Source organism: Paenilisteria portnoyi, assembly GCF_014322795.1.
In the GTDB taxonomy this organism is placed as follows: domain Bacteria; phylum Bacillota; class Bacilli; order Lactobacillales; family Listeriaceae; genus Listeria_A; species Listeria_A portnoyi.
This window is the reverse complement of sequence record NZ_JAASTT010000001.1, coordinates 11364-37897: the sequence shown is the minus strand read 5'-3', so window position 1 is coordinate 37897 and position 26534 is coordinate 11364. Positions and strand designations below refer to the sequence as shown.

Genomic DNA, 26534 nt, shown 5'->3' with positions numbered 1-26534 from the left:
CTTACTTATCATCAGGATATTGAATACGTTGATGATAAATTCCATTGAGCGTCGAACATAATGTTGCACGAACGATCTCTATTTCTCGAAACGTCATATCACACGCCACAAACTGCTTATCTTGCATCCTATCCTCAATAATGCTATCTACAATCGCTTTAATTTTTTCCTTGGTAGGGGCATCACACGAACGGACAGCCGCCTCCACACTATCTGAAATATTAATAATCGCAATTTCTTTCGTTTGCGGTTTCGGTCCTGGATAACGGAAATCAGCCTCTGCGACCTCTGGATTATTCTCCTTCGCCTTGTAATAAAAATACTTCACAAGCGTTGTCCCATGGTGTTGTAACGCAATATCGATAATCGGCTGCGGAAAATGATTATCTCGCAAAATCGCGGCGCCATCCGTCGTATGCGCGATAATAATATCACGACTCTGTTCTGGCGTTAGTCGGTCATGCGGATTAATCCCGTGCAACTGATTCTCCACAAAATAAGGCGGTCGAATCGTCTTACCGATATCATGATAAAAACACCCCACTCGAACGAGCAAACTATTGCCGCCAATCGCATCCGTACATGCCTCCGCAAGATTAGCCACCATCAAACTGTGGTGATAGGTTCCCGGTGCTTTCATCATAATTTTTTTCAATAGAGGGTGATTCGGATTCGCTAGTTCCACTAAACGGCTCGTTGTAAGCATGCCAAATACTGTTTCAAATAGAGGAATCACACCAATGCCAAGCACAAACGAGCCAATGCCGCCTAGAAAAGCATAGCCAACTGGCACCCAAAATGCAAGTGTAAGCAGTCCTGTATTACTAATTAATAATAGCAAGAAAACAAAAGCCATATTTGCGAGTCCAACCACAAATCCAGAAAGTAGAATAGCAGAACGCCGACTGTAATCCCTTAAAACAACAATACTCGCCAGTCCACTGAGTAAAATAAAAGTCGAAACCGTCACGTTTACAGCAGCCGTCGCATCACTTTGAAAAACAAAGAAACTCGTCACCGATGTAAAAATCGTCATCATGAAAGCAAACTTCTCATTGAGCAGAATCTTGATAATCATCGGACCGAATGCGGCTGGGAATAAGAATGAAATATTGCTAATATCCACACCTTCCAAAAAGCGAATAATCATCAACATGAGCAATATCGCAATATACACCGATGAAAATACAAGTACATATTGGTTTTTCCGCTCTTTATCTAGATTTTTCTGCTTGTTTGTGAAGAAATAAAGCATCACACCAAGCGACAGTAATAATAGTCCAAATCCAGCATACTGCTTAATCGGCATTTTCTGGTCCAACAAATGCAGCAATGCCAGCTGCCGGTATATTTCCCGATCGATAATCTGACCTTCCTGCACAACAACCTGCCCTTGCAAAATTTTAACCGGAATCACGTTCGCCGAGGCCTCTTTGCGTCGATCTTCCGTCTGTACCGCGTTGTAAACCTCATTAGGTACAATCGCATAAGATAAAATTGCTTTGGCAACCCCTTTGTAACTCGCTGACAAATTAGATAACTCAATTGTATCGCGCGCGCTGACTTTCGTATCCGTCAAATTATCTTTGCGCACACTTTGATCCATCGCCACATCCAGAGCATTAACAACTTCCTTTTCAACCGTTTGCAGATCTTTCGCGTTCATTTGGAGTAGTGTTGCAAGCATTGCCGCATTGACACCGTCCGTAATATTCTCTGACACATCTTTTGATAGCTTCCCATTTAAAGAAGCCAATTTCTGATCAAGCGACGTCATCTTATCATTTTTGGCATCATTTATCGCTGCTTCACGGTTCACTTCCGTCACATATGCGAAAAGCGAACTAACAAGCGATTCCCGATTCTGTGCGGTCTCCCGGTTGAAAACAAACACATCAGCCACATTAGCCGCCGCTTTTGCCTGCTCTTCCGCCGTTTTTTGTATATCTTCAATTGTTTGCGGCGAACGAATCGTTTTTTGAGCCACTTCGAACAATTTCACATTATACGATTCTGGCTTCACCATTTGACAAATAAGCACGAAGGCAACAATGAATAAGACGATTAAAATGACTGGTGTTACAAATCTTTTTCCCGATCTATAATACCAATCTGTCCATTTTTTCGTAGGCTTCATATGTACCCCCTTTTCGTTTACAATCTTCTCACTTCAATTTACCTTCATAGGCTTTAATAATTTCAGCAACAAGCGGATGACGCACCACATCAAAATGCTCAAAATAAACAAAACCGATATTTTTCACATCGCGCAGAACTGTCTCCGCGTTCACAAGCCCACTCGTTGCCCCTTTAGGTAAATCAATTTGCGTCGTATCCCCATTCACAATCATCTTAGATTCAAAGCCAAGACGTGTTAAAAACATCTTCATCTGCGCCACTGTTGTGTTTTGCGCCTCATCCAAAATGACAAACGCATTATCGAGCGTCCGCCCGCGCATATAAGCAAGCGGCGCAATCTCAATCACGCCACGATCCATTAAACGCGTTGTATGCTCCACACCAAAAATATCATATAAAGCATCGTATACTGGTCGTAAATAAGGATCTACCTTCTCCTTCAGGTCACCCGGCAAGAATCCAAGACTTTCGCCAGCCTCCACAGCAGGACGCGTTAAAATAATCTTATTCACCGTTCCTTTTTTCCAAGCCGCAACTGCTTTCACCACAGCTAGATAGGTTTTCCCTGTTCCCGCCGGCCCAATTCCAAATACCACATCATATTTATCAATCGTACGCACGTATTTGCGTTGTCCAAATGTTTTAGGGCGAATCATTTTACCTTTCGCATTCACCGTAATTTCTTCATCATAGAGACTAGAAAAATATTCGACAGTCCCGTTTTGTTCCATTTTTATCGCCTGTGTGACATCCCTCTCGTCCACATGGATATCTTTTAAAATGACACTGATTAGCGCTTCCAAAACCGCCGCTCCGTGTGCCTCATTTATCTCTGTCCCTTGTAGCGTTATCGATTCCCCGCGAGTGATAATCTGCAATTCGAACGCGTCTTCAATTAAAGTAATATGTGCATCGTTATTCCCAAACAGTTCCCTAGCGTCAAAACCTTCCGCTAAGTCCATTTTTATATTCTCATGATCTGTTGGCATCCAAATAACCCCTTCACTCTAAAATTAACTTCGTGTGTCTACATTATACACGAAAGCGCAGGATTTTGGTACTATTCGGCGTGCCTATGTACGGGGGAATAGTTAACAGTGATTCGTTTTTGGTTTCCGTATGTTTGGCGGATCAATTAAGTCTCCCCGCTTTCAAAAACATCGTGTTCTAGCTGGTAAACAACATTGCTCGTTATCAGCAAAAAAAGAGCCAGCGAACTGACTCTTTTGATCTTGTTTATGAAAGATATTGTTTCACGAATTTGTTAACCACATTACCGTCTGTTTTACCTTTTACTTTAGGCATCACAGCGGTCATCACCTTACCAAAATCGGCTGGGGATGTTGCACCAACTTCATCGATCGTAACTTTTACAATTTCAGCGACTTCTTCCTCGGAAAGTTGCTTCGGCAAATAACTTTGCACGATCACCATCTCATCTTCTAACTTCTCAACAAGATCAGCTCGATCTGCCTTCTTGAATTCAGTTAAAGAATCACGACGTTGCTTCATTTCGCGGGAAAGAATGGTAATTTCGCCTTCGGGAGATATATCATCTGTACCGAGACGAATGGCTTCATTTTGCAAAGCCGCTTTCAACATGCGGATAACGGAAAGTTTTTCTTTCTCTTTCGCGCGCATCGCTTGTTTCATATCCTCATTCAGTTGGTCAAGGAGACTCATGCTTCATTTCGTCCCTTCGATTAGAATTTGCGTTTTCTTGCTGCTTCTGATTTCTTTTTACGTTTTACGCTTGGTTTTTCATAAAATTCGCGCTTTCTAACTTCTTGCATTGTACCTGTTTTGGAAACAGTACGTTTAAAGCGACGAAGAGCATCTTCAAGCGATTCGTTTTTACGAACTACTGTTTTTGACATCTCTCTTTCCCTCCCTCCGACACTTAAATGGACAAGGATGCCCTAAGCTATTTGGAAACCTCGCACAAGACTAGCCTGTGAATGATTCCAAAGTAATGCACATACTATTTGCATTCACTCACTAAAAATTATAAACTAATCCGCTGGGCGAGTCAACATGCAATCGCTAACTTTCACTAATTATTTTTGCAAGCAGTTAGCGATTTATTCTCCTATACCCATTTCAGGAAAGTTCAAACGCATAAGAGGCCGCTGCTAGAAAATAAAATGGCGCCGTTTCTGTGCGTAAAATTCGCGGTCCTAGCCCTACTTTGAGCGCTTTATTCGCTTCTAATTTATCAATCTCTTCGGTCGCAAAACCACCCTCTGGTCCAAAAATAGCAAGGACCGATTCGCCTTGTTTCATCTGTTTGAACACTGAGGCCAATGCGGCAGTCTCACCCTCTTTGGCGCTCTCTTCATAGGCAACCACGACATAATCATACTGAGTAAGCGACTGAATTAGGGCTTGGAAAGATTCTAAATGTTGAAAATGCGGTACAAAACTACGATGCGATTGTTCCGCCGCTTCCAATGCAATCTTATCTAAACGCTCCACTTTTTTCTTCGCTTTTTTGCCATCCCATTTGGAAATCGAACGTTTTGCAGGAAAAGATAGGAAATGCTTCGCTCCCAGCTCCGTCCCTTTTTGGGTAATCAGTTCCAGTTTATCGCCTTTTGGTAAACCGCTAGCAATCGTGATGTGGATAGGAAGCTCTGTCGACTCGCTCTTCCATGATAAAACAGTTAAACGTACAAAGTCATCACCTAACTCGCTAATCCCAGCAATCGCTGTACGCTCGTCTGGTGTAACAAGATACACTTGATCGTCTAGCTTCATCCGCATCACACGAACGATATGATGAAAATTATCGCCCGTTATAATCGCCGTTTCATCTTTGACTTCATCAATAAAATATCGCTGCATCCTTCTTATTCACCTCGCTTGGCGTAAATAGCTACCCAATCCGTTATTTGTTCGATGTGATATACCGTCAAACCAGCTTCAATCAGCGCTTCTTTCACGATTTCGCGCTTCGGTTCAATAATTCCTGACGCGATGAAAATACCATTTGGTTTTAATGCCGCGTGCACATCTTTTGGAAACATCAGGATAACTTCCGCTAAAATGTTCGCTACAATGACATCCGCTTTTTGATCGATGCCTTTTAATAAATCATTTTGCTGAATCGTCACGATGTCCTCACAATGGTTTTGCGCGATATTTTCCCTTGCTGCACGAACCGCTACTTCATCCAAATCCGTTGCCAAGACACTTTTCGCACCGAGTTTCGCACTTGCAATACTAAGTACCCCAGAGCCAGTTCCAACATCGATGACTTCGTCGCCAGGTTTCACGATTTTTTCAAGCGCCTGTACACACAATTGCGTCGTTGGGTGCGTTCCAGTTCCGAATGCCATACCAGGATCCAGCTCGATAATCATTTCATCCTCGTTTTCTGGCGTATAGTCCTCCCATGTTGGTACGACTGTAATCCGATCCGTGATTTTAACCGGATGATAATATTTCTTCCAAGCCGTCGCCCATTCCTCGTCATTCACCTCATTGACCTGAAAAGTTAAATCACCAAGCGGAATATCGAACTGCACCAAACCACGAATCCGCGCCTCAATCTCTGGCACCATCTTCAAAAAATCATCCGTCGTTAAGAAGTACGCCTTAATAATCACGCCTTCTGCTGGATAATCCGCCGCCTGCAAATCATAAATCTCGCCAAAACGATCTTCATGTTCGCGCGTTAAATCAGCAGAATCCTCAATCGAAACACCGCTTGCTCCTGAATCGTTCAGGGCATATGTAATCGGCTCTACTGCGTCATTTACAGAATGAATCTCAATCTCTGACCATTTCATCTTTTCTGCCTCATTTCTTCATAAAGAAGGCCCAGTATGTCTAAAAATACAATTCCTGAGCCTCTTCCTATTTTATTATCCTTTAAAAGCGCGTTTCATTTTATCGAAAAAACCTTCGCTGTTTTCATCGACTTTATCGCCAGTTGTTGTCGCAAATTCACGCAGAATGTCTTTTTGTTTCTCGTCCAGTTTTTTCGGAACGATGATTTTTACGATAACATGCTGATCTCCTGTTCCGTTGCCACGAAGATGCGGAACACCTTTGTTGCGTAAACGGAAAGTCGTGCCAGTTTGCGTACCGGCAGGGATTTTTAAGCGAATTTTGCCGTGGACTGTCGGAACGTCAATCTCATCGCCAAGCGCGGCCTGAACGAATGTTAGCGGAACTTCGACATAAATATCGGTGCCTTCACGCTCAAAGAATTCATCATGCGCAACGGAGAATACAACATATAGATCGCCGTTTGGTCCGCCATTCACGCCGCCTTCTCCTTCACCAGCAACCCGCATTTGTTGCCCATCATCGACACCAGCAGGTACTTTTAGCTTGATTTTCTTTGTTTTTGTGACGCGACCTGAACCGTGACACGTATCACATTTTTCCTTGATTTCTTTCCCAGTACCGTTACAGTATTGACACGTACGTTTGTTAACAATTCGGCCGAATGGCGTATTTTGCTCGACATTCATCGAACCTTTACCACCACAATGCGAACATTTTTCAGGATGCGTTCCTGGTTTTGCACCACTTCCATCACACGTATCACAACTTTCTTCACGCGGGATTTCAATTTCAGCATCCTTACCAAAAATCGCTTCCTTGAATTTCAACTGCATTCTATATTGCAAATCACTACCTTGACGCGGCGCATTCGGATCTTGGCGAGCCGAACCACCACCACCAAAGAACGTATCAAAAATATCTTCAAATCCACCGAAACCTTGGCCACCAAAACCGCCGCCTCCGTATGAACCGCCACCGCCAAATCCTTGGTTTGGATCGACATGTCCGTATTGGTCATACTGCGCGCGTTTCGATTCATCGCTTAGAATTTCGTATGCTTCGGATATTTCTTTAAATTTCTCATCAGCGCCAGCATCTTTATTAATATCCGGATGAAATTGCTTCGATAATTTACGATATGCTTTTTTTATCTCATCAGCCGAGGCGCCTTTGGAAACGCCAAGTACTTCATAATAATCACGTTTTGCCATTTTTTGCGTCTCACTCCTTGTTCTCTCGTATTTCTCTTAACGTATTGTAACACATGTTTTAGCGAAGTAAAACAATGATTTCCTTAAAAAACCGAGAAAAAGCCAAAGCCAGTTAGACTTTGACTCCCTTCTCACATTGATTCCTTATTTTTTCTCTTGGTCGTCGTCGTTTACTTCTTCAAACTCAGCGTCTACAACGTCGTCATTTGCTGGGCCAGCTTCTGGATTTTCACCTTGTGCTGCTTGTTGTTCTGCAGCCGCTTGCTCATACAATTTAACGGAAAGAGCCTGAACAATTTCATTTAACGCGTCTGTTTTTTCTTTGATTACGTCAAAATCTTCACCTTTAAGAGCTTCTGACAACTCATCACGAGCCGCTTCTGCTTTTTTCACTTCTTCTTCGTCTACTTTGCCTTCTAATTCTTTCAATGTTTTATCAACCGTGAATACTAATTGATCGGCGTTGTTGCGAAGTTCCGCGTTTTCTTTGTTTTTCTTATCTTCTTCTGCGTTTAATTCAGCGTCTTTCACCATTTTTTCAATCTCTTCGTCTGTTAAGCCTGAAGAAGATTTGATGACGATGTTTTGTTCTTTGCCAGTTCCAAGGTCTTTCGCGCGAACCGTTACGATACCATTTTTATCGATATCAAAAGAAACTTCGATTTGCGGAATGCCTCGTGGTGCTGGTGGTAAATCAGTTAATTGGAAACGACCAAGTGTTTTGTTATCTTTTGACATTGGACGCTCACCTTGCAATACGTGAATGTCTACTGCTGGTTGATTGTCAGCCGCTGTCGAGAATGTTTGTGATTTCGATGTTGGAATCGTTGTGTTACGTTCGATAAGTGGAGTCATCACGCCACCCATTGTTTCAATTCCTAGAGAAAGTGGAGTTACGTCTAATAGTACAACGTCTTTCACGTCACCAGTGATTACGCCACCTTGAATCGCAGCACCCATCGCTACAACTTCATCCGGGTTTACACCTTTATGTGGCTCTTTACCTAATTCTTTTTTGATTGCTTCTTGAACGGCTGGAATACGAGTCGATCCACCAACTAAGATAACTTCGTCGATATCTTTAGCCGATAGTCCCGCATCTTTCAACGCTTGACGAGTTGGTGCAATTGTACGGTCTACTAAATCGTGTGTTAATTCATCAAATTTAGCACGAGTAAGCGTTACTTCTAAGTGAAGTGGGCCAGCTTCTCCAGCTGTGATAAATGGTAGGGAAATTTGCGTGCTAGTAACACCAGAAAGATCCTTTTTCGCTTTTTCAGCAGCATCTTTCAAACGTTGTAACGCCATTTTATCTTTAGAAAGGTCAATTCCGTTGTCGCGTTTGAATTCAGCAACTAGGAAATCAATAATTTTTTGGTCAAAGTCATCCCCACCAAGCAAGTTATCGCCGGCTGTTGAGTGAACTTCGAATACGCCATCGCCAAGCTCTAGAATAGATACGTCAAAAGTACCGCCACCTAAGTCAAAAACGAGGATTGTTTGGTCTTTGTCAATTTTATCCATACCGTAAGCAAGTGCCGCTGCAGTAGGCTCATTGATGATACGTTCTACTTCAAGTCCTGCGATTTTACCAGCGTCTTTTGTTGCTTGACGTTGCGCGTCGTTGAAATAAGCAGGCACTGTAATAACCGCTTTATCAACTGTTTCACCAAGATAATCTTCTGCGTAACCTTTTAAATATTGTAAAATGATCGCGCTGATTTCTTGTGGTGAATAGTCTTTATCTTCCACTGTTTCTTTGTAATCTGTACCCATGTGGCGTTTGATTGATGCTACCGTATTTGGGTTTGTAATCGCTGCACGTTTCGCAACTTCCCCAACTTGACGTTCGCCGTTTTTGAAGCCGACAACAGATGGTGTTGTACGCGCGCCCTCTGGATTTGGAATGATTTTTGCTTCTCCGCCTTCTAATACTGCCACTGCAGAGTTTGTAGTTCCTAAGTCAATACCGATAATTTTACTCATAATTTTATTTCCTCCTATTGTTACCGATCACATTTTCGCAACCGGATTCTTGTTTTATTGGTTTACTTTTACCATCGATGGACGGATAACGCGGTCTTTCAACTTGTATCCTTTTTGCAATTCCATCGTGATTTCATTGCTTTCTTTTGAATCGTCACTATCTTGCATGACCGCTTGATGGAAGTTCGGATCGAATTGCTCACCGAGTGCCGGAATTTCTTCCACGCCTTCTTTTTCAAGCGCCGTCATAATTTGACCATAGACCATTTTCATGCCCGCCAAAAGTGCTTCCATTTGTTCCGAGTCGCTTTGCGTGTCAAGTGCTTTCTGGAAACCATCAAGCGCTGGCAAAAGTTCCTCCGCGATCGATTGTGATCGATATTTCTGATTCGCTGAACGCTCTGCGATATTGCGTTTCTTCACATTCTCAAAATCGGCCTGCAAACGCAAGTAACGATCCTCAGATGATGCTAATTTCTCTTCTAACTCAAGCAAACGCTTCTCATTTTCTGTTAATTCTTTTTCTACTTCTTCATTGTGAGCTTCCATCTTTTCTTCCACGACGTTCAAATCTTCCGCCGCTTCTTTTTCGATCTCTTGCTCTACTTTTTCTTTTTTGTTTTTTTGTTCAGACACGTTTGTCACCTCTTCTATTTTTGATTATCATGATAAAGCCTTGTTAATACAGTTGTTAAATCCCGACTTACTAAATCAACCAAGCCCATCATGCGGTCGTATTCCATCCGTGTCGGGCCAAGGAGGACAATGCCCCCCACATGTTCATTGGCAATGCTGTATGTCGCAGTAATAATACTACAATCATCCATCAAATGGTTATTAATCTCCGTACCAATCTTAACATGAAGGCCTTGAGGTATATCAGAAAAGAGCTGGTAAACATCCTTTTCCTGATCCATCAACCGCAGCAACTCGCGAACTTTGGCAAAATCGTGGAATTCTGGTTGATTCAAAATGTTCGTTTTGCCACCAAAATACACTTTTTCCTTACTAACTTGTTGGAACGAATCCTTCAAAATCGAAAGCATTAATTCGTGATTTACCACATTGCTTCGTAGTAAATCGGACACTTCTGCCGGAATCATCGAATTCATCTGATCAATCGGAAGACCAACCAAACGCTCATTTAGAATGTTGACAACCCGCTCCATATCACTCGGCGTCATCGTTTCCGGAATCGTCACCACATGATTATCAATGTGACCTTGATCCGTAATCAGAATTAACATCGCCTGGTTCCTATTAATTGGTACAAAACGGAAACCACTCAACCGGTTCTGTTTGGAAGCTGGGCCAAGTAAAATCGATGTATAATTCGTCAAATCCGACAACATGAGCGCTGATTTTTGAATAAGCTGCTCCATTTCAAAGTACGTCTCCGAAAAAAGCGATTGAATGGACATAATATCCTGCTTCTTCAATTTCTGCGGTTCGAGTAAATAATCCACGTAGAAACGATAACCTTTCTCAGAAGGAATGCGTCCTGATGAAGAATGCGTTTTTTCGATAAATCCGTACTCTTCCAGAACACTCATCTCATTGCGAATCGTCGCTGAACTAAATGGCAAGTTGTTCTCCTTCAGCAAATTCTTAGATCCAACTGGTTGCACAGTCTCGATGAAATGGTCGATAATGGCACGAAAGATTAGCAATTGCCTCTCGGTTAACATATCTATCACCTCTTTTTAGCACTCGATAGGTTTAAGTGCTAAATACAATTATAAATTTACCACTATGACCGTCTACTGTCAACAAAAAACACTCGATTTCAGACTAAAGTAGTAATTAGCCGAAATCCAGTGCTTCTATAAAAATTCTTGGAAAACATTATTCCCTAGGAACCTCCCACGTCTCGTAAGTCGAACACTTTCTGGCGTAGATTCTAGCCAGCCCTTTTCAACCGTTTTATCAATCGCCCGCGCAAAAGTCGTATCAAGTGCCTGACCAAATTTAGCTTGAAAATGCGCCTTATCAACACCCGCTACTTTTCGCAATCCGAGAAACATTTCTTCCTCCATCTTTTCTTTCAATGTCAGTTCTTTTTGTTGGAAAGTTGGCAGTTCATCCTTTTCGAGCGGTTGCATGTATTTTTTCAGTGGACCATAGTTTGCGTAACGCGTCTCACCGATGTAACCGTGAGCTCCCGCGCCGAAACCAAAATAATGCTCATTGCTCCAATAAACGATATTATGCCTACTTTCAAAACCCAGTTTCGCAAAATTGCTGATTTCATATTGCTTACGCCCGCGCTCTTCCATCGTGCTCATCAGCATCTCATACATATTAGCCTCAGCATCTTCACCAGGAAGGAGCAACTTCCCTTTTCGCATCAAATTATAGAAAATTGTCTTCGGCTCAATGATAAGGGAATACGCAGAGTAATGCGGTAAATCCAGATTCAAAGCTTTCGTCAGTGTATCCTCAAAGTCTGCTTCCGTCTGGCCCGGCAAACTAAAAATCAAGTCAATGCTTACATTCTCAAAGCCAACTTGTTTCGCATTATTCACCGATTGATATACATCATCGACCGTATGAATCCGTCCAATTTTTTTCAGCAATTCATTATTGAAGCTTTGAACTCCCATGCTCAAGCGATTCACGCCATGATCTTTCATCACTTGCAACTTGCTCAGCGACAAGTCCCCAGGATTAGCCTCGAAGCTAAATTCTGCATCCTCCGTTAGCGGAAAAAGATGTTGAACAGCCGAACAGAGCTTTACGAGTTGCGCTTCCGTCAATGTCGTAGGCGTCCCACCACCAACAAAAACCGTCTCCACCGGCTCCATCGCATGTTTCGCCGTCACCATTTCCATCTCTTTAATCAGCAAATCTACATACTCATCGACTGGTTGCCCTTCCAGAAAAACTTTATTGAAATCACAGTAATAACAAATATGTTCGCAAAATGGGATGTGAATATATATCGCGGTCATTCTTATACACTCATTTCCTTAAGGAGAAAAAGCGAACTTCTCCTGTCCAACGGGAGCAAGATAAAGTCGCTTTTTCGTCCAATCTTTATTTATCATCCATTTTCAAGATAGCCATGAAAGCTTCTTGTGGTACGTCTACCGAACCAATGGACTTCATACGTTTCTTACCTTCTTTTTGCTTCTCTAAAAGTTTCCGTTTCCGAGACACGTCCCCACCATAACATTTAGCAAGTACGTTTTTCCGAAGCGCCTTAATCGTTGAGCGCGCGACAATCTTTGTACTAATCGCTGCTTGAATCGGAACTTCGAACTGTTGTCTTGGAATCAATTCTTTCAGTTTTTCTACGATAATTTTCCCACGTTCATAAGAGAAATCACGATGGACAATAAAGCTAAGCGCATCGACTTTCTCATTATTTAACACGATATCCATCTTCACGAGTTTCGATTCACGGTAACCAATTAATTCATAATCAAACGAAGCATAACCCTTCGTACCCGATTTCAACTGATCGAAAAAGTCATACACAATCTCTGAAAGTGGCATTTCATAAATAACACTCACCCGAATATCATCTAAATACTCCATGGTCATGAAGTTTCCACGTTTATTTTGCGCAAGCTCCATGACAGCCCCCACGTAATCGTTTGGTACCATAATCGTCGCTTTCACATAGGGCTCCTCAACAGAGTCAATAACCCCTTGTTCTGGCATTTCAGCAGGATTATCAACCACCACTTTAGAACCATCTGTCAAATTCACATGATAGATAACACTTGGTGCAGTTGTAATTAAATCAATATTAAATTCCCGCTCGATACGCTCTTGAATAATTTCCATATGAAGCAACCCAAGGAACCCACAACGGAAACCAAAACCGAGAGCCTGTGAAGTCTCCGCCTCATATTGAAGTGCAGAATCATTCAATTCCAGTTTTTCAAGCGCATCACGTAAATCATTGTATTTCGCCGAGTCAATCGGATATAAACCGCAATAAACCATTGGATTTAACTTACGATAACCAGGTAAAGCTTCCGATGCCGGGTTATTCGCAAGCGTGATTGTATCCCCAACACTTGTGTCACTCACATTTTTAATCGCAGCAGTTAGATAGCCAACATCCCCAACCATAAGTTGATCTCTAGGTGTCGATTTCGGCGTAAACACACCAACTTCCGTCACCTCAAATTCACGACCATTGGCCATCATTCGGATCTTGTCTCCCGCTTTAACCGATCCTTGCATAATCCGAATATTCGCAATAACACCGCGATATGCATCAAAGACAGAATCAAAAATAAGCGCTTGTAACGGAGCATCGATATCCCCAGTTGGTGCAGGGATTTTCGCAACCACTTGCTCCAGAATATCCTCAATCCCAATACCAGATTTTGCAGAAGCAAGTACCGCATCCGATGCATCCAAGCCAATAACATCCTCAATTTCAGCACGAACACGCTCCGGTTCTGCTGCCGGAAGATCAATTTTATTAATAACAGGCATAATTTCCAAATCATTGTCTAGTGCCAAGTAAACATTGGCGAGCGTTTGAGCCTCAATACCTTGCGCCGCATCCACAACTAGAATAGCACCTTCACACGCCGCTAAACTACGCGAAACTTCATACGTGAAATCGACATGCCCTGGCGTATCAATCAAGTGAAAAATATATGTTTCGCCATCTTTGGCAGTATACGATAATTCCACAGCGTTCAGCTTGATAGTAATACCACGCTCACGCTCCAAATCCATCGAATCAAGCAATTGCGCCTTCATTTCACGATGCGTCAATGCATTCGTCATTTCGAGGATACGATCGGCAAGCGTTGATTTACCATGGTCAATATGCGCTATTATCGAAAAATTTCTTATTTTCTTTTGTCTTTCTAGCATTTCTTCTTTCTTCATTTCTCCAGCTCCCGAATTCGAACTCATCTTATTAAAACGATGGCAAGCTAAGATAGATTATATCAGTAGAGCTCGCTATTTTCAATCACTTCCGACTTTTTTCGTGAAAAAATAAATAAATTAGTAAAGTAATATTGCAATATCCGCCGTGTTTAGGTATAATAGCATTTGTTCTAGTGTAATTTTGAAGGGTATGGTATATATAAGATACTACCTCATAATTTTGGGCGGAGGTGAATGAAATGCCAAATATTAAATCAGCAATCAAACGTGTAAAAACAACTGAAACTCGCAATAGCCGTAACACATCTCAACGTACTGCAATGCGTACAGCTGTTAAGAAATTCGAGCAAGCTGCAGAAAACAATGCAGACAACGCGCAAGAATTATATGTTGCAGCTAGCAAAAAGTTGGATAGTGCGGTAAGCAAAGGTCTACTTCACAAAAACAATGCAGCACGCAATAAATCTCGCTTAGCTAAAAAATTAGCTAAATAATACGATTCTTAATCGCAAAAACATCACACACCGTGTGATGTTTTTTTGCTGTTACTGGAATCTGAAAGTGCCCGCATCATCAGGACCTCATGACTAGCAACATACACACTTCCATCCAAATATTTAATTCGATCGCTGCATTTTTCTTTGATCTTGAAGAGAAAAGAAGAACCATTCCAATTTTTGCGCTTTGTCACCATAACCCGTCTTCATTTCAAAATCCATCTGAGCTAATTTCTCTAAAATCGAGGTTAGTTCCTGATAGGCGAAACTTTTGGCTTGTCTGGCACCTATTTTAACCCTGAATGGATGCACTTTTAATTTTTGAGCTACTTGTTGCTGGCTGAATCCTTGTTTTTCTAATAATTTAATTTGTGTTAGCAGACGAAACTGACTCGCGATAAGAGCTAGTATTTTGATTGGCTCTTCTTTTTGTTTGAGTAAATCGTAATAAATGCTTAGCGCGCCACCTATGTCTAGGGCAATCATTTTGTCGAGTAGCAAAAAGATGTTCTGCTCCAAAGATCTGACAACCAGACCCTCTACGTCCGCTATATGAATCGCTCGTTCTTCCAATTTATACAACATCAGTTTATCTAATTCGTTCATAGCCGTTGTTAATTGCCCACCTGTTAATTCTATGAGTCGATCTGTTGCAACATTGTCCATTTTGAACTCATTAGCATCGCTCACACCTTGTAACCATTTGCGTAATTCTGCCTCATTTGGACGCTTAGCATCGATTATCGTCGCTTGCTTTTTAAGCAGTTTTGTTAATTTTTTTCGTTCGTCTAACTTCTCTACCCTAGCCACAAAAACCAAAATCGAATAATCTACCGGCTCATTCAAATAGTCTTCTAAACGCGCAGTCCGATGCTCAATCTTACTTTTGGTTTTCTCTGATGTCAAAAAGGACGGATTAGACGCAATAATCAAGCGGCGATCGCCAAAAAAAGGAATCGTTTCTGCCTCCTCCACAACTTGCTCGATAGCCGTTTCGTCCAAATCAAAATTAGCGTAATTAAAATCTGTATCCTCTGCATCTAAAATCCCTGCTACGAGCCGCTTCTTCGTCTCGTTAATAATATAATCTTCTGTCCCGATAATCAGATAAACTGGGGCAAACTGTTTTTTCTCTATTTTCTTCCAATCCGAAATCATGAATCGCCATCACCTTCCCACATATCTCTATCCTATCGTAAATCAAGAAAGAGCTTTACGCAAGTGGAAATTTCATTCTAATCCAAAGCTAAATCCTTTTGAAAAAGTATAGATTATTTCTCCTTGCTGGTCAGTGCGATAAATAGCGCTATTTGCAGCTTCAAGCGTTTGGAGCGTTTCGATTCGAGGATGCCCAAAGCGATTGTCCACTCCACAAGAAATAAGTGATATCACGGGTTTCACTTTATCAATAAATGCTGGTGTTGTTGAGGTTTTACTGCCATGATGTCCCACTTTCAATATATCTGCCTGGATAAGTGGGTTTTCAAGTAGAGCTTGCTCCGTCTCCATCTCAATATCTCCTGTAAATAACCACCTTTTCTTATCTAACACTGCGGCAATTACGATAGAATCATTGTTACCACCTTCGCCTCTTTCAGTTGGGCTAATAACTTGGAAAGTAGCCTCACCTTTTGCCCAGCTATAGCCAGCAAGTACGGCTTTTGCCGGAACATTTGGAAGAGCTTGCAAGGCTTTTTTCATAATGCTTTTTGTTTCGCCGCCTTCTGCATAAATGAGTTCTTTGATTTGAATCGACTTACCTACATCGATTAGCCCCTCCATATGATCTGCGTCGCTGTGTGTCACAATCAGTTTGTCTAGTTTCGAAATACCCTTGGATTTCAACACTGGTGTCACAATATTTTTTCCAACAGAGAATGGCGCTTTTCGTTCCGCCCACTTCTCTTTGTCGAAAGCCATTTGTCCGCCTACATCAATCACGTATGTGCCTTTGTTCCACGGTAACTGAATCAGAATACTATCTCCTTGTCCGATATCAATAATAGACACTTTCCCAGTGATATTGACCGTCCCTATCACAAGACATAGCGCGATTGGGAGCAAGTAACGACAAACTTTTCCAGTCTTCTCCCAACTATAGAAAAAATACAAAGTAAGTAGGAATAAAACTGCCAATACAATAGGACTCGCCCTTCCTGTCACCCACATTGTGAAGGGCATATTTTGCAAGGCAGAAGCGAGGTTTTCTGATAAACTAACTGCTATTTTCATGATAGCCGTAGGAATGAAAAGTAGGACGGGGACTATATTCAAGAAAAAGATTGCTAAAAAACTTAATGGCAGAAGTATAAACGTAAACAGTGGTACATAAATAATATTTAGAAACACACCCACAATGGAAAACTCATAAAAATGATAACTCATAATCGCGATGCCCGAGACCGTAGAAATAAGAGAGATATAGAGTGAACTCAACAAGTTAGAAGATACTTTTCGCATAATTTTCCGTCCAGATAAAATAATGGCAAACGAAACGGCATAGGAAAGTTGAAAGCCAATTTCAAACACGCAATACGGATTTAAGAGGAAAACAAAAATGAAGCTAAAACAGAGCGCTTGGAGTGATGTCACACGAATCGGCGACAATCTACCTATCATCAAACAAATGGTCATTATTCCTGCTCGCACAACAGGCGGGTTCGCTCCTGTCATTAGGCAGTATAATGGTAATAAACAAATCATGACTATCGCCGTTTTTTCAATTTGACATCCGAGACGGCGAAACAGTAGTAAGAATCCAGAAATAACTAAATTCACATGTAATCCTGATATCGCGAGAAGATGGACTACGCCTAAACGTTGATAGCTTTCATAAACAGAAGTCTCTACAGTGGTTCGATCTCCGTATATGAGCGACGCCACATAGGGGGCAATTTGCGAATCTAATCCCGTATCTATTTTTTCGAGTTGAGATTTTCGGAAGTTTTTCAAATGATGCAACCATGATGCACTTTTCTCAGTAAGTGGTTTTACAGCGTTCGCCTTTAACAGCCAGTGGACTTGCTTTCGATACAAAAATTCCTGATAATTAAATTGGTCCTTATTACGATTCTTTTCTGGCATTTCTAATGTACCACTTACTTGCAACTCGTCCCCATAATTCAACTTCATAAATCGCTGCTGTTCTTGTTCGCTGGCGATTTTATAGCTTAATTGAAAACGCTCGCCCTTGTATAAAATCTGCGCGCGAAAAGCATCTCCATCAATCACAATTCCATCATTTAAAGTAACGGTTCCGTCTATATCTCCTGCTTGAAATTGAGAATGATTCTGATCATCAAAAAACCAGAAAAAACCTCCTGCCACGAGGGTAAGGCTGAAAAAAACTACTAATTGGTTTCGCTTAAGCAAAAACGAGATTACAAGTAGGACGCCAAATAACAAAAGAGTCTTAATCGAAATAAACACACATATTACAGCGAGAATAATGGCTACAGCTATCGTCAAAAAAAGACGTTCTATAGTCCTCACCTCACTTTATTTTAAAAACTGTTGTCGTAGTTGATCTTCTAGGTGGGCAATTGTTGATGCTGGCACTTCCTCTTGTTGCAACACTTCTTGTACCGTCTGTATAACGCTTTGTTCGATTTGAGCCGCATTATTTAGCACATGCTCATCAAATGGTATTTTCTTGATAACTACATCAGCCCGTTCAAAAAGCTCCATCGCATACGGATGATTTTTGTAATCTTTCGCATAGTAAACTGCTTTAATCCCCGCTTGAATAATCGATTTGCAACATGCTATACAAGGGAAGTGCGTCACATACATTTCAGCGTTATCTGTGGAGGCGCCAAACTTCGCGCATTGTAAAATCGCGTTCATCTCTGCATGAATCGTACGTATACAATGTCCTTCCACGACATAACAGCCTTCTTCGTCACAATGGTCCCCACCAGCGATGGATCCGTTGTAGCCGCCTGCAATAATACGTTTATCCCGAACAATTGTTGCTCCAACCATGAGACGTGTACACGTGCTCCTAGAAGATATTAGATGGCTTTGCGCCAAAAAGAACTGATCCCAAGCTATTCTTTGCATATTTGTCGCTCCTTTAAGAGATTGATGCTTTTAGTATATGCTTTTCGAATTCGCTTCGTCAATAGCTTTATTATTCTACTGTAATATGCTCACTTAATCGCTCTACTGTTTTAGCTCCGATTCCCGAGACTTTGGAAAGATCGTCAATCGTTGTGAATAATCCTTCTTTTTCTCGATGATCAATGATGGCTTGCGCTTTTACAGCTCCGATGCCAGGGATAGTTTGCAAAGTCGTCACATCCGCTGTATTTATATTAACCTTTGTGCTATCCGCGCTTCCTGCTGGTGCTGATCCCGCTGTCGCGACCGGCGCTAGACCTTCTTCTCCTACTTTCCCAGCATAAATAACCATCTCATCGGTTACTTTCTGTGCCATATTAAGCAATTTCACATCTGCCTCTGCTGAAAGTCCCCCTGCTTTTAAAATCGCATCCTTTACACGACTGTCAGGCGCTAGTTCATAGACGCCAGGTTTGTTGACTGCACCTTTCACATCCACAACAAGGGATTTAGTCGAGACTATTTCTTGCTCTTTTGTAGCGCTCTTCACTGGTTCTTCTTTCGCGGCCACAGTTGCTGGAACTACTGGTTCTTCTTGATTTTGTGTAACAAAGAAGAAACCCATGGCTATGAGTATAATCGCCGCACCAATAATGTATTTCTTATATGCTTGCCATTTTTCTAACATGCTCATCACCTGCCTTTAGTATTAGTATTCGCCCTCTTTGTTCTTTTTCCTTTATCTCTTCTGCTACCTCAAAAACATAAAAAAAGAGAAATGACGGTAAAAAGTCATTTCTCGCATATGAAAAAGATTCTTTCACTAGTTTTAGTAGGCTCAAAATCCGTAAAATCAGCGCAAATTTTTATTTTACGAAATCCTGTTGCCTGTATCGCTTTTTTGTACCAATCAATTGGATAAGTCCGTTCTTTATGCAACTCATCATAACGATCGTAACTGCCGTCTGGGCCTTGTTTAAAGAAGGTTAATTCATGTTCTACAGAATGCGGAAATTCACCTTCAAAGGAATTCCAAATGCATGAAATTTCTTCGTCACTATCTCCATAGCTGTAATCTTTGAAAAGCTCGTCCATTTTGTAAATAGAATGAACATCGAATAGAAATACACCATCTGTTTTCAAGTTTTCGTAGACGCTGCGTAATGTCCCGTGCACCGCTTCTTCTGTTTCTAAATAATTAAGCGAATCGCAAAAGCATGTGACCAGATCAAACGTATCTAACTTCTCCATTTCTGACATGTCTTGTTGTAGTAATAATAGTGAAACTTCTTCATGGAACGCTTTTTCGCTGGCCACGCTCAACATTTCTTCTGATAAATCGACACCAGTGACTTCAAATCCACGTTTAGCCAAACGGACAGCCAGCTCAGCAGTCCCACAAGCGACGTCAAGCACTTTTCCGCCTTTATTCGGTAAATAGGGCGTTGCAAAAGAAAACCAGTTGTCGTACAGCTCCTCGTCCATGAGAGCATCATAGAAATTTGGAAAATATTCATAACTCATAATTTTGCCCCTCTCTCCACGAAAAAAGGAGCCTATGAAAGCCCCTCTTTGCTTTTTATACGGTAAATGCTGCGCGTACGTCTTCTAACGGCGCGTCTCCCCATAGTTTTTCAAGATTGTAGTAACTACGCTCATCTTTGTGGAAAACGTGAACGATGACGTCGCCTAAATCAATTAGGATCCATTTGGCAGCATCGAAGCCTTCTAATCGTTTCACTTCTACCTCGTTTTTGTTCGCTTGTTCTTTGATTTCTTGGGCAATGGCTTGTACTTGTTTGTCGGAGTTACCATGGCAAATGACAAAATAATCGGCAAATGCGGATAGTCCTTCCATATTCAGCGCTAGAATGTCCTCTGCGCGTTTATCGTCCGCTGCTTTTGCGGTTAACATTAATAAATCATGACTTTTCAATAGTTATACCTCACCTTCAATTTGTAAACGTGCAAAATAGTTGTAAGCATCGAATGTATCTGGAAAAATAGGTTGTCTTTTCGTAATTAAAAACGTGATTGTGTTTGACAGGGCAAATAACATGGCCTTATCTAAAGAGTCAAAGGATAGACGGCGAGCCTTGTATACGCCTGGAAAAGAACGATTCGGCTCTGTGTAGTCGGCCAGGTAGATGATTTTATCCATCGTGCTCATCGCGGCATTTCCTGTAGTATGGCAAGCAATGGCTTTCAAAACCGGTTCGTCTGTCACACCAAACTTGCTTTCTGCAAAATAGGCGCCTACGGGAGCATGCCACAGTTCTTGGTTATAGGTGAATAGTTTTGGATCCATTTTTTGTTCAACCATGACTGCCATCATAGCTTCTTTATCCGCATATTTCGCGTAATCATGTAACAGCGCCGCCAGACTCACTTGATTTCGGTCTACTTTATAATGATCGGCAAGCTCAAGCGCTGTTTTTTCAACGCCAAGTGTGTGAATAAAACGTTTTTCTGGCATCGCTTCTTTGACTGCTTCCAAAATTTCTTCTCTATTCATATAAATGATGCTCCTTTATATACTCGCTTACCTTGTTTGGAACGTAATAATCGATTGGCAAACCTGCTACCAAACGTTCTCGCAACAGGGAAGACGAGATGTCCAGTGCTGGAACCTCTATTTTTTCTATATCGTAAGGCGCTCCCCCATCGTAATGCGGTCGATTGACGCCAACAAAGTTCACAAGTTTTATCAGTTCATTAATATGATACCACTTTGGCAAATATTCAACCATGTCTCCGCCAATTATAAAGGAAAAAGCGGCATTTGGAAACTCCTTTGTCATTTCAACCATCGTATCATACGTGTAAGACTTGCCAGAGCGGTGCATTTCACGGTCGTCCACTTCAAAAAAGGGATTGCCTGTAATAGCAAGTTCGATCATTTTTAGGCGATCTGCGTTACTCGTCAGGCCACTTTCTTTCTTATGAGGAGGAACGGCATTCGGCAAGAAAATAATTTTTTCAAGACCGAGTTTAATGCGCGCTTCGTTGGCAATAATTAAATGAGCATGGTGTGGCGGATCAAATGTGCCACCTAAAATACCAATTTTTGCTTTCAAATCAGATACACCTTCTTACGGCAATTGGATTTGTTTCTTATTTTGTGATTCTTTGTAAAGAATGATGGTGCGGCCAATAACTTGCACGAGCTCTGACCCCGAACGTGAACTAATCATTTCTGCAACTTCTTCTTTTGGTTGATCGCAATTTTGTAAAATCGAAATCTTGATAAGCTCGCGAACTTCGATGGCCTCTGCAACATGCTTAATTAAATTCGGCGACACGCCACCTTTTCCAACTTGAAAAATGGCATCGATATCGTGAGCTTCTTTACGTAAAAAACGCTTTTGTATATTTGTTAACATTATTTTCCTCCTAGTTTTTTCAATACACTATTTCGCATGAGATCGCGATCTGCTTCTATCCCTGTCCATAATTCGAACGCAATCGCCGCTTGGTTAATAAACATCGATAAGCCGTTTTGTATGATAGCTCCATGTGCTTTCGCCTCTTTTAAAAATGGCGTTTCAGCGGGATTGTAGATAATGTCAGAAACGATGGTCCCTACGGTTAAATCATGTAATTGGATTGGTAAAACCGCATTTTCTTTGGTAAGTCCGGATGATGTTGTTTGGATGACGATGGTGAAATCCGCAAGTTGCGACTCGGCTTCGGCTAAACTGATAGCCCTATGCGCCGTCCCTGCAACCATTTTAACAGCTTTTTCAAGCGTTCGATTGGCAACGGTCACTGACGCATTGGTATGGTGTAAGAGAGCCTGAAAAATTGCCTTACTCGCGCCGCCTGCTCCAATAATCAAAATCTGATCGGTTTCATTGATAGTTCGAATGCTCTCTAAACCTTGTAAATAACCGATGCCATCCGTGTTGTAGCCAGTCCAATGTCCATTTCTTGCAACAACCGTATTCACAGCCCCGCATGCTTTGGCCTCGGAATCTAGCGCGTCTAAAAACGGTAGGATATCCTCTTTAAACGGACTCGTAACGTTGAATCCGCTAATTCCTAATGCCTTTAAACCTTCTATCGCTGTTGTAAAATCCTGTTTTTCTATTAAAAATGGAACATAGCTCGCATCTAGATGGTTCTGCTCCAGTAAAGCGGTGTGCATTATTGGAGAAAGCGAGTGTGCGATGGGGTTGCCGATAACGCAATATAACTCTTTCATTCAGAAGTTCGCCTCCTAGTTACACGATTGAGCGGCGAATAGTTACGCTTACGCCTTCTGGAACCCAAGCAGTTACTTTTGCACCGCCTTCTAAAACGGTAATCCAACCAAGTCCTGAGAATACGATGTCCGCCTTTTCCTTCACCGAAAATTGATACGGCACTAATTTCGGTAATGTTTCGATATCCGCTTCGCCTGGTGGTTGCAGTAGTTTTCCGGCTTGCGTTTCATATAAATTATCAGCTTTTTCAAGTTTCGTGCGGTGAATCATTAAGTTATTCGATGTATACACGACAAACGATCGTCTGCCACCACTTGTGTAATCAAATCGAGCCAAGGCGCCAAAGAATAACGTTTGTTCCTCGTTTAATTGGTACGTCACTGGCTTGATTTCTTTTTTCGGCGAGACAAGTTTTAGCGTTTTAGCATCGATAACATGCGCGATTTGGTGATGATTGATAATTCCTGGCGTATCGACAAGAACGCTGCCATCTGAAAGTGGAATTTCAATTTTATCAAGCGTTGTGCCTGGGAATTGAGATGTCGTGATAACGTCATTTTCACCAGTCGCCACTTTAATAATCCGATTGATAAGTGTTGATTTACCAACATTTGTACAGCCTACGACAAAAACGTCACGGCCTGCGCGCTCTTCTTCAATTTTTTCAAGTAACACATCAAAGGATTGTCCTTTTTCAGCGCTTACTAAGACGCAATCGGTTGGGGCCAGTCCGAGTTCACGGGCACGACCGCGCATCCACTGCGTCAAGCGTTCGCGTTTCAATGATTTTGGTAGCAAATCGGCTTTATTTCCGACAAGTAGTACCGGGTTATTCCCGACAAAGCGATGCAAACCTGGCAACCAACTGCCATCAAAGTCAAAAATATCGACAACATAGACGATCAGCGCCTGCTTTGTACCTAATTGGTTCAAAATTTTCAAGAAATCATCATCCGTCAGCGGAACATCTTGAATTTCATTATAATGCTTCAAGCGGAAACAACGCTGGCAAATAATATCTTCTTTTTCTAAGCTAGATTCCGGCGCATAGCCAGGTTGGGTTTTGTCAGTTGTTTGAATAACGGCTCCACAGCCAATACATCTTAATTCTTCGGTCACAGAGAATCCTCCCATTTTAATTCTGATTTTTTAGCTAGTCTTTTTAAAATAATGCGTTCCATGAATCGGTTAAACTTCGTCGCAAAACCGTCTGTATCTTTGACCGGGCGTACAAAAACAGTCGTTAATTTTTGACGGTTTCCTCCTAAGATGTCCGTCATGATTTGGTCGCCAATCATCACCGTTTCTTCTGGTGTCGAGCCAAGATCAGCCAGCGCTTTCTGAAACGCGGCGGCCAGTGGTTTTTTCGCCTTGGCCAAGTATGGAATTTTCGTCGCGATAGCCACTCGCTTCACGCGCTCTTCATTGTTATTCGATACGATCATCACCTTGATGCCCTCTTCTTCTAGAATCCGAAACCAGTTGTAAATTTCGTCGGTCGCATCCAACTGATCCCAAGCAAGTAACGTATTGTCTAGATCTGTTAATACCGTCGTTTTCCCCATTTTTCGCAATTGGTCCGCGGTAATACCAAATGGCGATGTTAACATTTTATCCGGTGAGAAATTTTTTAGCAAAATAGGCACCTCTTTTTATTTAATTGGTTTAAAAAGTGTCTTGACATCGGCGTTTCTCGAATGCCAAACCAGCACGCTTTCATGTAATCCTTATAAATTTTAACATCTTTCCGCTTATTTTACAAAAAAATCTGAGATAAGTGCTATAATGAAGTGGAAAATACGGAAATTATAGGGGGATTATGATGTCAAAAAACTATGCGTTAATTTGGGATTTAGATTCGATTTATTCTGGCGGAAGTGGCTCTGAAGCTTTAGCTAATGCGCTTTCTGAGACAACGAAAGATATCGCGTCATTTAAGCAAGCGGTGCAAGATTGGCCCGTTCCAGAAAATAAAGACGATGTCAGCGAATTTCTACTTTTAATCAATCAAAATGCAGATATAACGAAACAACTCATGAATGCAGCGGCTTTTCTGGAATGTTTATCCTCCGCCGACACGCGTGATTTGAAAGCTGTCGAATTGACTGGCGGTGTATACCAACAATTGGCAGAACTTGAAACAATCGAAAATGAGTGGCATGAGAAATTCGCCTTAGTTCCAGATGCATTATGGGCTTCCCTACTCACAGAGAACGGCTTGAGCGAGATTGCTTTCGTACTAAATGAAGCACGCGATAATCGTAAGAAAAAAGGGACACGTGAAGAAGAAGCAGTTATCAATGCGCTGAATGTGGACGGTTACCGCGGCTGGTCGGATCATTACGATACAGTTGTAGCAACGATTCGCGTACCAGTTGTTGTTGATGGTGAGGAAAAATTAGTTTCCGCCGGCCAAGCCTTGAACTTATTGAGCCATCCAGATCGCGCTGTGCGTGTCGCTGTATTTGAAGCCTACGGAAAAGCATGGCAGGAAAAATCACAACTATTCAGCGATACGCTAAACCATTTGGCAGGTTTCCGCCTCGCCGTTTATCGGACGCGTAAATGGGACAATGTACTCGCAGAACCACTGGCAATCAACCGCTTAGACGAAAAAACACTGGCAACCATGTGGGAAGTCATCGAAAAACATAAAGCAACGTTCGTTTCATTCTTAAATCGCAAAGCACAACTGTTTGGCATTGATAAATTAAGCTTCCATGATGTTTTCGCACCCCTGACGCTTGATTCTGAGCCGAAAAAATATACGTACCAAGAAGGCGCGGATTTCATTCTGACACAGTTTGCAAAATTCAGCCCGAAAATGGCTAGTTTTGCAAAGCACGCATTTGAACAGCAATGGATTGAGGCTGAAGATCGTGATAACAAACGTCCTGGTGGTTTTTGTACCGACATTCCACTAGAAAAAGAAAGTCGTATTTTCATGACCTACGACGGTGCCCCAGGAACGGTTGCAACGCTTGCTCACGAACTCGGCCACGCCTTCCACTCACATGTTATTCGCGATGAACCCTTCGAAAATACGAATTATGCGATGAACGTAGCTGAAACCGCATCAACTTTTGCTGAAATGATTATTGCGGATGCTTCCGTTAAAGAAGCAACTACAAAAGAAGAAAAAATCATTCTACTAGAAGATAAAATCGGACGCAGCATTGCCTTTTTCATGGACATACGCGCTCGTTTCTTATTCGAAACCCGTTTTTATGAAGCTCGTAAAGAAGGCCTCGTTTCTGCGGATCGTCTAAATACGTTAATGGAAGAAGCGCAACGAGAAGCCTTCCAAGATGCGTTATCCGAGTACCACCCGCAATTCTGGTCTTCTAAATTACATTTTTATATCGCCGATGTACCATTTTACAACTTCCCATACACATTCGGCTACCTGTTTTCATTAGGTATTTATCACCAAGCACTTGCAGAAGGAAGCGGCTACGAAGACAAATACATTGCCCTGTTGCAAGACACTGGCGCCATGACAACCGAGCAACTTGCTAAAAAACATCTTGGTATCGATTTAACAAAACCAGATTTCTGGGAAAGCGCGCTGGAGATTGCAGTTAGCGACGTCGAAGAGTTCCTAGACTTAACAAATGATTTAGTGTAACAGCAACGTCCGCTTGCTATTAGCAGACGACAGACTATAGGGAAACTATATTTCACGCAAAACCTAGCTTTATCATCAAACCTCAGCGTGTCGACAAATGCCTAGTTTCTAGCCAAAAGCGAGTACCAGCGCGGAGCGTACTAGAGTA

General features: G+C 41.9%; 26 protein-coding genes. 2 read left to right on the top strand and 24 right to left on the bottom strand.

The window, feature by feature from the left end; genetic code table 11:
• Position 1: 1 nt before the first annotated feature.
• The 12 genes from HCJ66_RS00195 to lepA form a co-directional block, all read right to left on the bottom strand.
• Positions 2 to 2137 carry an HD family phosphohydrolase gene (locus tag HCJ66_RS00195; RefSeq protein ID WP_187131340.1) on the bottom strand — a complete coding sequence of 712 codons (2136 nt, stop codon included), beginning with the start codon at positions 2135 to 2137 and terminating at the stop codon, positions 2 to 4.
• 28 nt (positions 2138 to 2165) lie between these two features.
• Positions 2166 to 3101, bottom strand: a complete 936-nt coding sequence (locus HCJ66_RS00190; protein ID WP_425487913.1) for a PhoH family protein — start codon at positions 3099 to 3101, stop codon at positions 2166 to 2168.
• Between the two features lie 274 nt (positions 3102 to 3375).
• Positions 3376 to 3822 carry a GatB/YqeY domain-containing protein gene (locus HCJ66_RS00185; RefSeq protein WP_187131339.1) on the bottom strand — a complete coding sequence of 149 codons (447 nt, stop codon included), beginning with the start codon at positions 3820 to 3822 and terminating at the stop codon, positions 3376 to 3378.
• Positions 3823 to 3842: 20 nt separating this feature from the next.
• A complete protein-coding gene (gene rpsU, locus HCJ66_RS00180; RefSeq protein ID WP_036061859.1) occupies positions 3843 to 4016 on the bottom strand; it encodes a 30S ribosomal protein S21 in 174 nt (57 codons plus the stop codon).
• Positions 4017 to 4239: 223 nt separating this feature from the next.
• Positions 4240 to 4983 carry a 16S rRNA (uracil(1498)-N(3))-methyltransferase gene (locus HCJ66_RS00175; protein WP_187131338.1) on the bottom strand — a complete coding sequence of 248 codons (744 nt, stop codon included), beginning with the start codon at positions 4981 to 4983 and terminating at the stop codon, positions 4240 to 4242.
• A 5-nt stretch (positions 4984 to 4988) separates the two neighbouring features.
• Positions 4989 to 5930: a 50S ribosomal protein L11 methyltransferase gene (gene prmA, locus HCJ66_RS00170; RefSeq protein WP_187131337.1), complete on the bottom strand. Its 942-nt coding sequence runs from the start codon at positions 5928 to 5930 to the stop codon at positions 4989 to 4991.
• Between the two features lie 75 nt (positions 5931 to 6005).
• Complete coding sequence (dnaJ, locus tag HCJ66_RS00165) at positions 6006 to 7145, bottom strand: molecular chaperone DnaJ (RefSeq protein ID WP_181675467.1); 1140 nt, start codon at positions 7143 to 7145, stop codon at positions 6006 to 6008.
• A 144-nt stretch (positions 7146 to 7289) separates the two neighbouring features.
• Positions 7290 to 9131 (bottom strand): molecular chaperone DnaK, encoded by a 1842-nt coding sequence (gene dnaK / locus HCJ66_RS00160; protein ID WP_187131336.1) that lies wholly within the window; start codon positions 9129 to 9131, stop codon positions 7290 to 7292.
• A 54-nt stretch (positions 9132 to 9185) separates the two neighbouring features.
• Positions 9186 to 9767: a nucleotide exchange factor GrpE gene (grpE, locus tag HCJ66_RS00155; protein WP_187131335.1), complete on the bottom strand. Its 582-nt coding sequence runs from the start codon at positions 9765 to 9767 to the stop codon at positions 9186 to 9188.
• A 14-nt stretch (positions 9768 to 9781) separates the two neighbouring features.
• Positions 9782 to 10819 carry a heat-inducible transcriptional repressor HrcA gene (gene hrcA / locus HCJ66_RS00150; RefSeq protein WP_181675464.1) on the bottom strand — a complete coding sequence of 346 codons (1038 nt, stop codon included), beginning with the start codon at positions 10817 to 10819 and terminating at the stop codon, positions 9782 to 9784.
• A 135-nt stretch (positions 10820 to 10954) separates the two neighbouring features.
• Positions 10955 to 12082, bottom strand: coding sequence for a radical SAM family heme chaperone HemW (gene hemW / locus HCJ66_RS00145; protein ID WP_187131334.1), 1128 nt, complete (start codon positions 12080 to 12082; stop codon positions 10955 to 10957).
• An 85-nt stretch (positions 12083 to 12167) separates the two neighbouring features.
• Positions 12168 to 13991, bottom strand: a complete 1824-nt coding sequence (gene lepA, locus HCJ66_RS00140) for a translation elongation factor 4 (RefSeq protein WP_187131333.1) — start codon at positions 13989 to 13991, stop codon at positions 12168 to 12170.
• A 242-nt stretch (positions 13992 to 14233) separates the two neighbouring features.
• Here lepA and rpsT point away from each other — a divergent pair, with 242 nt between their 5' ends.
• Positions 14234 to 14488, top strand: coding sequence for a 30S ribosomal protein S20 (rpsT, locus tag HCJ66_RS00135; protein WP_181675461.1), 255 nt, complete (start codon positions 14234 to 14236; stop codon positions 14486 to 14488).
• 123 nt (positions 14489 to 14611) lie between these two features.
• On the opposite strand, the gene holA is transcribed toward rpsT, so the two are convergent.
• The 12 genes from holA to HCJ66_RS00075 all read right to left on the bottom strand — a co-directional run bounded on the left by holA (position 14612) and on the right by HCJ66_RS00075 (position 24395).
• Positions 14612 to 15649, bottom strand: coding sequence for a DNA polymerase III subunit delta (gene holA, locus HCJ66_RS00130; protein ID WP_187131332.1), 1038 nt, complete (start codon positions 15647 to 15649; stop codon positions 14612 to 14614).
• Positions 15650 to 15721: 72 nt separating this feature from the next.
• On the bottom strand, positions 15722 to 17959 hold the full coding sequence (locus HCJ66_RS00125; protein WP_187131331.1) for a DNA internalization-related competence protein ComEC/Rec2: 2238 nt from the start codon (positions 17957 to 17959) through the stop codon (positions 15722 to 15724).
• A gap of 30 nt (positions 17960 to 17989) precedes the next feature.
• A complete protein-coding gene (locus tag HCJ66_RS00120; RefSeq protein WP_187131330.1) occupies positions 17990 to 18553 on the bottom strand; it encodes a ComE operon protein 2 in 564 nt (187 codons plus the stop codon).
• 70 nt (positions 18554 to 18623) lie between these two features.
• Positions 18624 to 19241, bottom strand: coding sequence for a ComEA family DNA-binding protein (locus HCJ66_RS00115; protein ID WP_187131329.1), 618 nt, complete (start codon positions 19239 to 19241; stop codon positions 18624 to 18626).
• Positions 19242 to 19345: 104 nt separating this feature from the next.
• A complete protein-coding gene (locus HCJ66_RS00110; protein ID WP_187131328.1) occupies positions 19346 to 20077 on the bottom strand; it encodes a class I SAM-dependent DNA methyltransferase in 732 nt (243 codons plus the stop codon).
• 55 nt (positions 20078 to 20132) lie between these two features.
• Positions 20133 to 20489 (bottom strand): ribosome silencing factor, encoded by a 357-nt coding sequence (rsfS, locus tag HCJ66_RS00105; RefSeq protein WP_187131327.1) that lies wholly within the window; start codon positions 20487 to 20489, stop codon positions 20133 to 20135.
• Between the two features lie 3 nt (positions 20490 to 20492).
• Positions 20493 to 21068: a bis(5'-nucleosyl)-tetraphosphatase (symmetrical) YqeK gene (gene yqeK, locus HCJ66_RS00100; RefSeq protein ID WP_187131326.1), complete on the bottom strand. Its 576-nt coding sequence runs from the start codon at positions 21066 to 21068 to the stop codon at positions 20493 to 20495.
• Positions 21061 to 21630 carry a nicotinate-nucleotide adenylyltransferase gene (locus tag HCJ66_RS00095; RefSeq protein ID WP_187131325.1) on the bottom strand — a complete coding sequence of 190 codons (570 nt, stop codon included), beginning with the start codon at positions 21628 to 21630 and terminating at the stop codon, positions 21061 to 21063. The genes yqeK and HCJ66_RS00095 overlap by 8 nt, the downstream gene beginning before the upstream one ends.
• 15 nt (positions 21631 to 21645) lie before the next feature.
• Positions 21646 to 21936, bottom strand: coding sequence for a ribosome assembly RNA-binding protein YhbY (gene yhbY, locus HCJ66_RS00090; RefSeq protein ID WP_187131324.1), 291 nt, complete (start codon positions 21934 to 21936; stop codon positions 21646 to 21648).
• A complete protein-coding gene (gene aroE, locus HCJ66_RS00085) occupies positions 21936 to 22757 on the bottom strand; it encodes a shikimate dehydrogenase (protein WP_187131323.1) in 822 nt (273 codons plus the stop codon). Before aroE ends, yhbY begins: the two co-directional genes overlap by 1 nt.
• Positions 22758 to 22776: 19 nt before the next feature.
• The gene (yqeH, locus tag HCJ66_RS00080; RefSeq protein ID WP_036081700.1) at positions 22777 to 23877 is read right to left on the bottom strand and encodes a ribosome biogenesis GTPase YqeH; all 1101 of its coding nucleotides are present in this window, start codon (positions 23875 to 23877) and stop codon (positions 22777 to 22779) included.
• Complete coding sequence (locus tag HCJ66_RS00075; protein ID WP_187131322.1) at positions 23874 to 24395, bottom strand: YqeG family HAD IIIA-type phosphatase; 522 nt, start codon at positions 24393 to 24395, stop codon at positions 23874 to 23876. The genes yqeH and HCJ66_RS00075 overlap by 4 nt, the downstream gene beginning before the upstream one ends.
• Positions 24396 to 24580: 185 nt before the next feature.
• Between HCJ66_RS00075 and HCJ66_RS00070 the strand changes: the two genes are divergently transcribed.
• Positions 24581 to 26386 carry a M3 family oligoendopeptidase gene (locus tag HCJ66_RS00070; RefSeq protein WP_187131321.1) on the top strand — a complete coding sequence of 602 codons (1806 nt, stop codon included), beginning with the start codon at positions 24581 to 24583 and terminating at the stop codon, positions 26384 to 26386.
• The last annotated feature ends 148 nt before the right edge of the window (positions 26387 to 26534 follow it).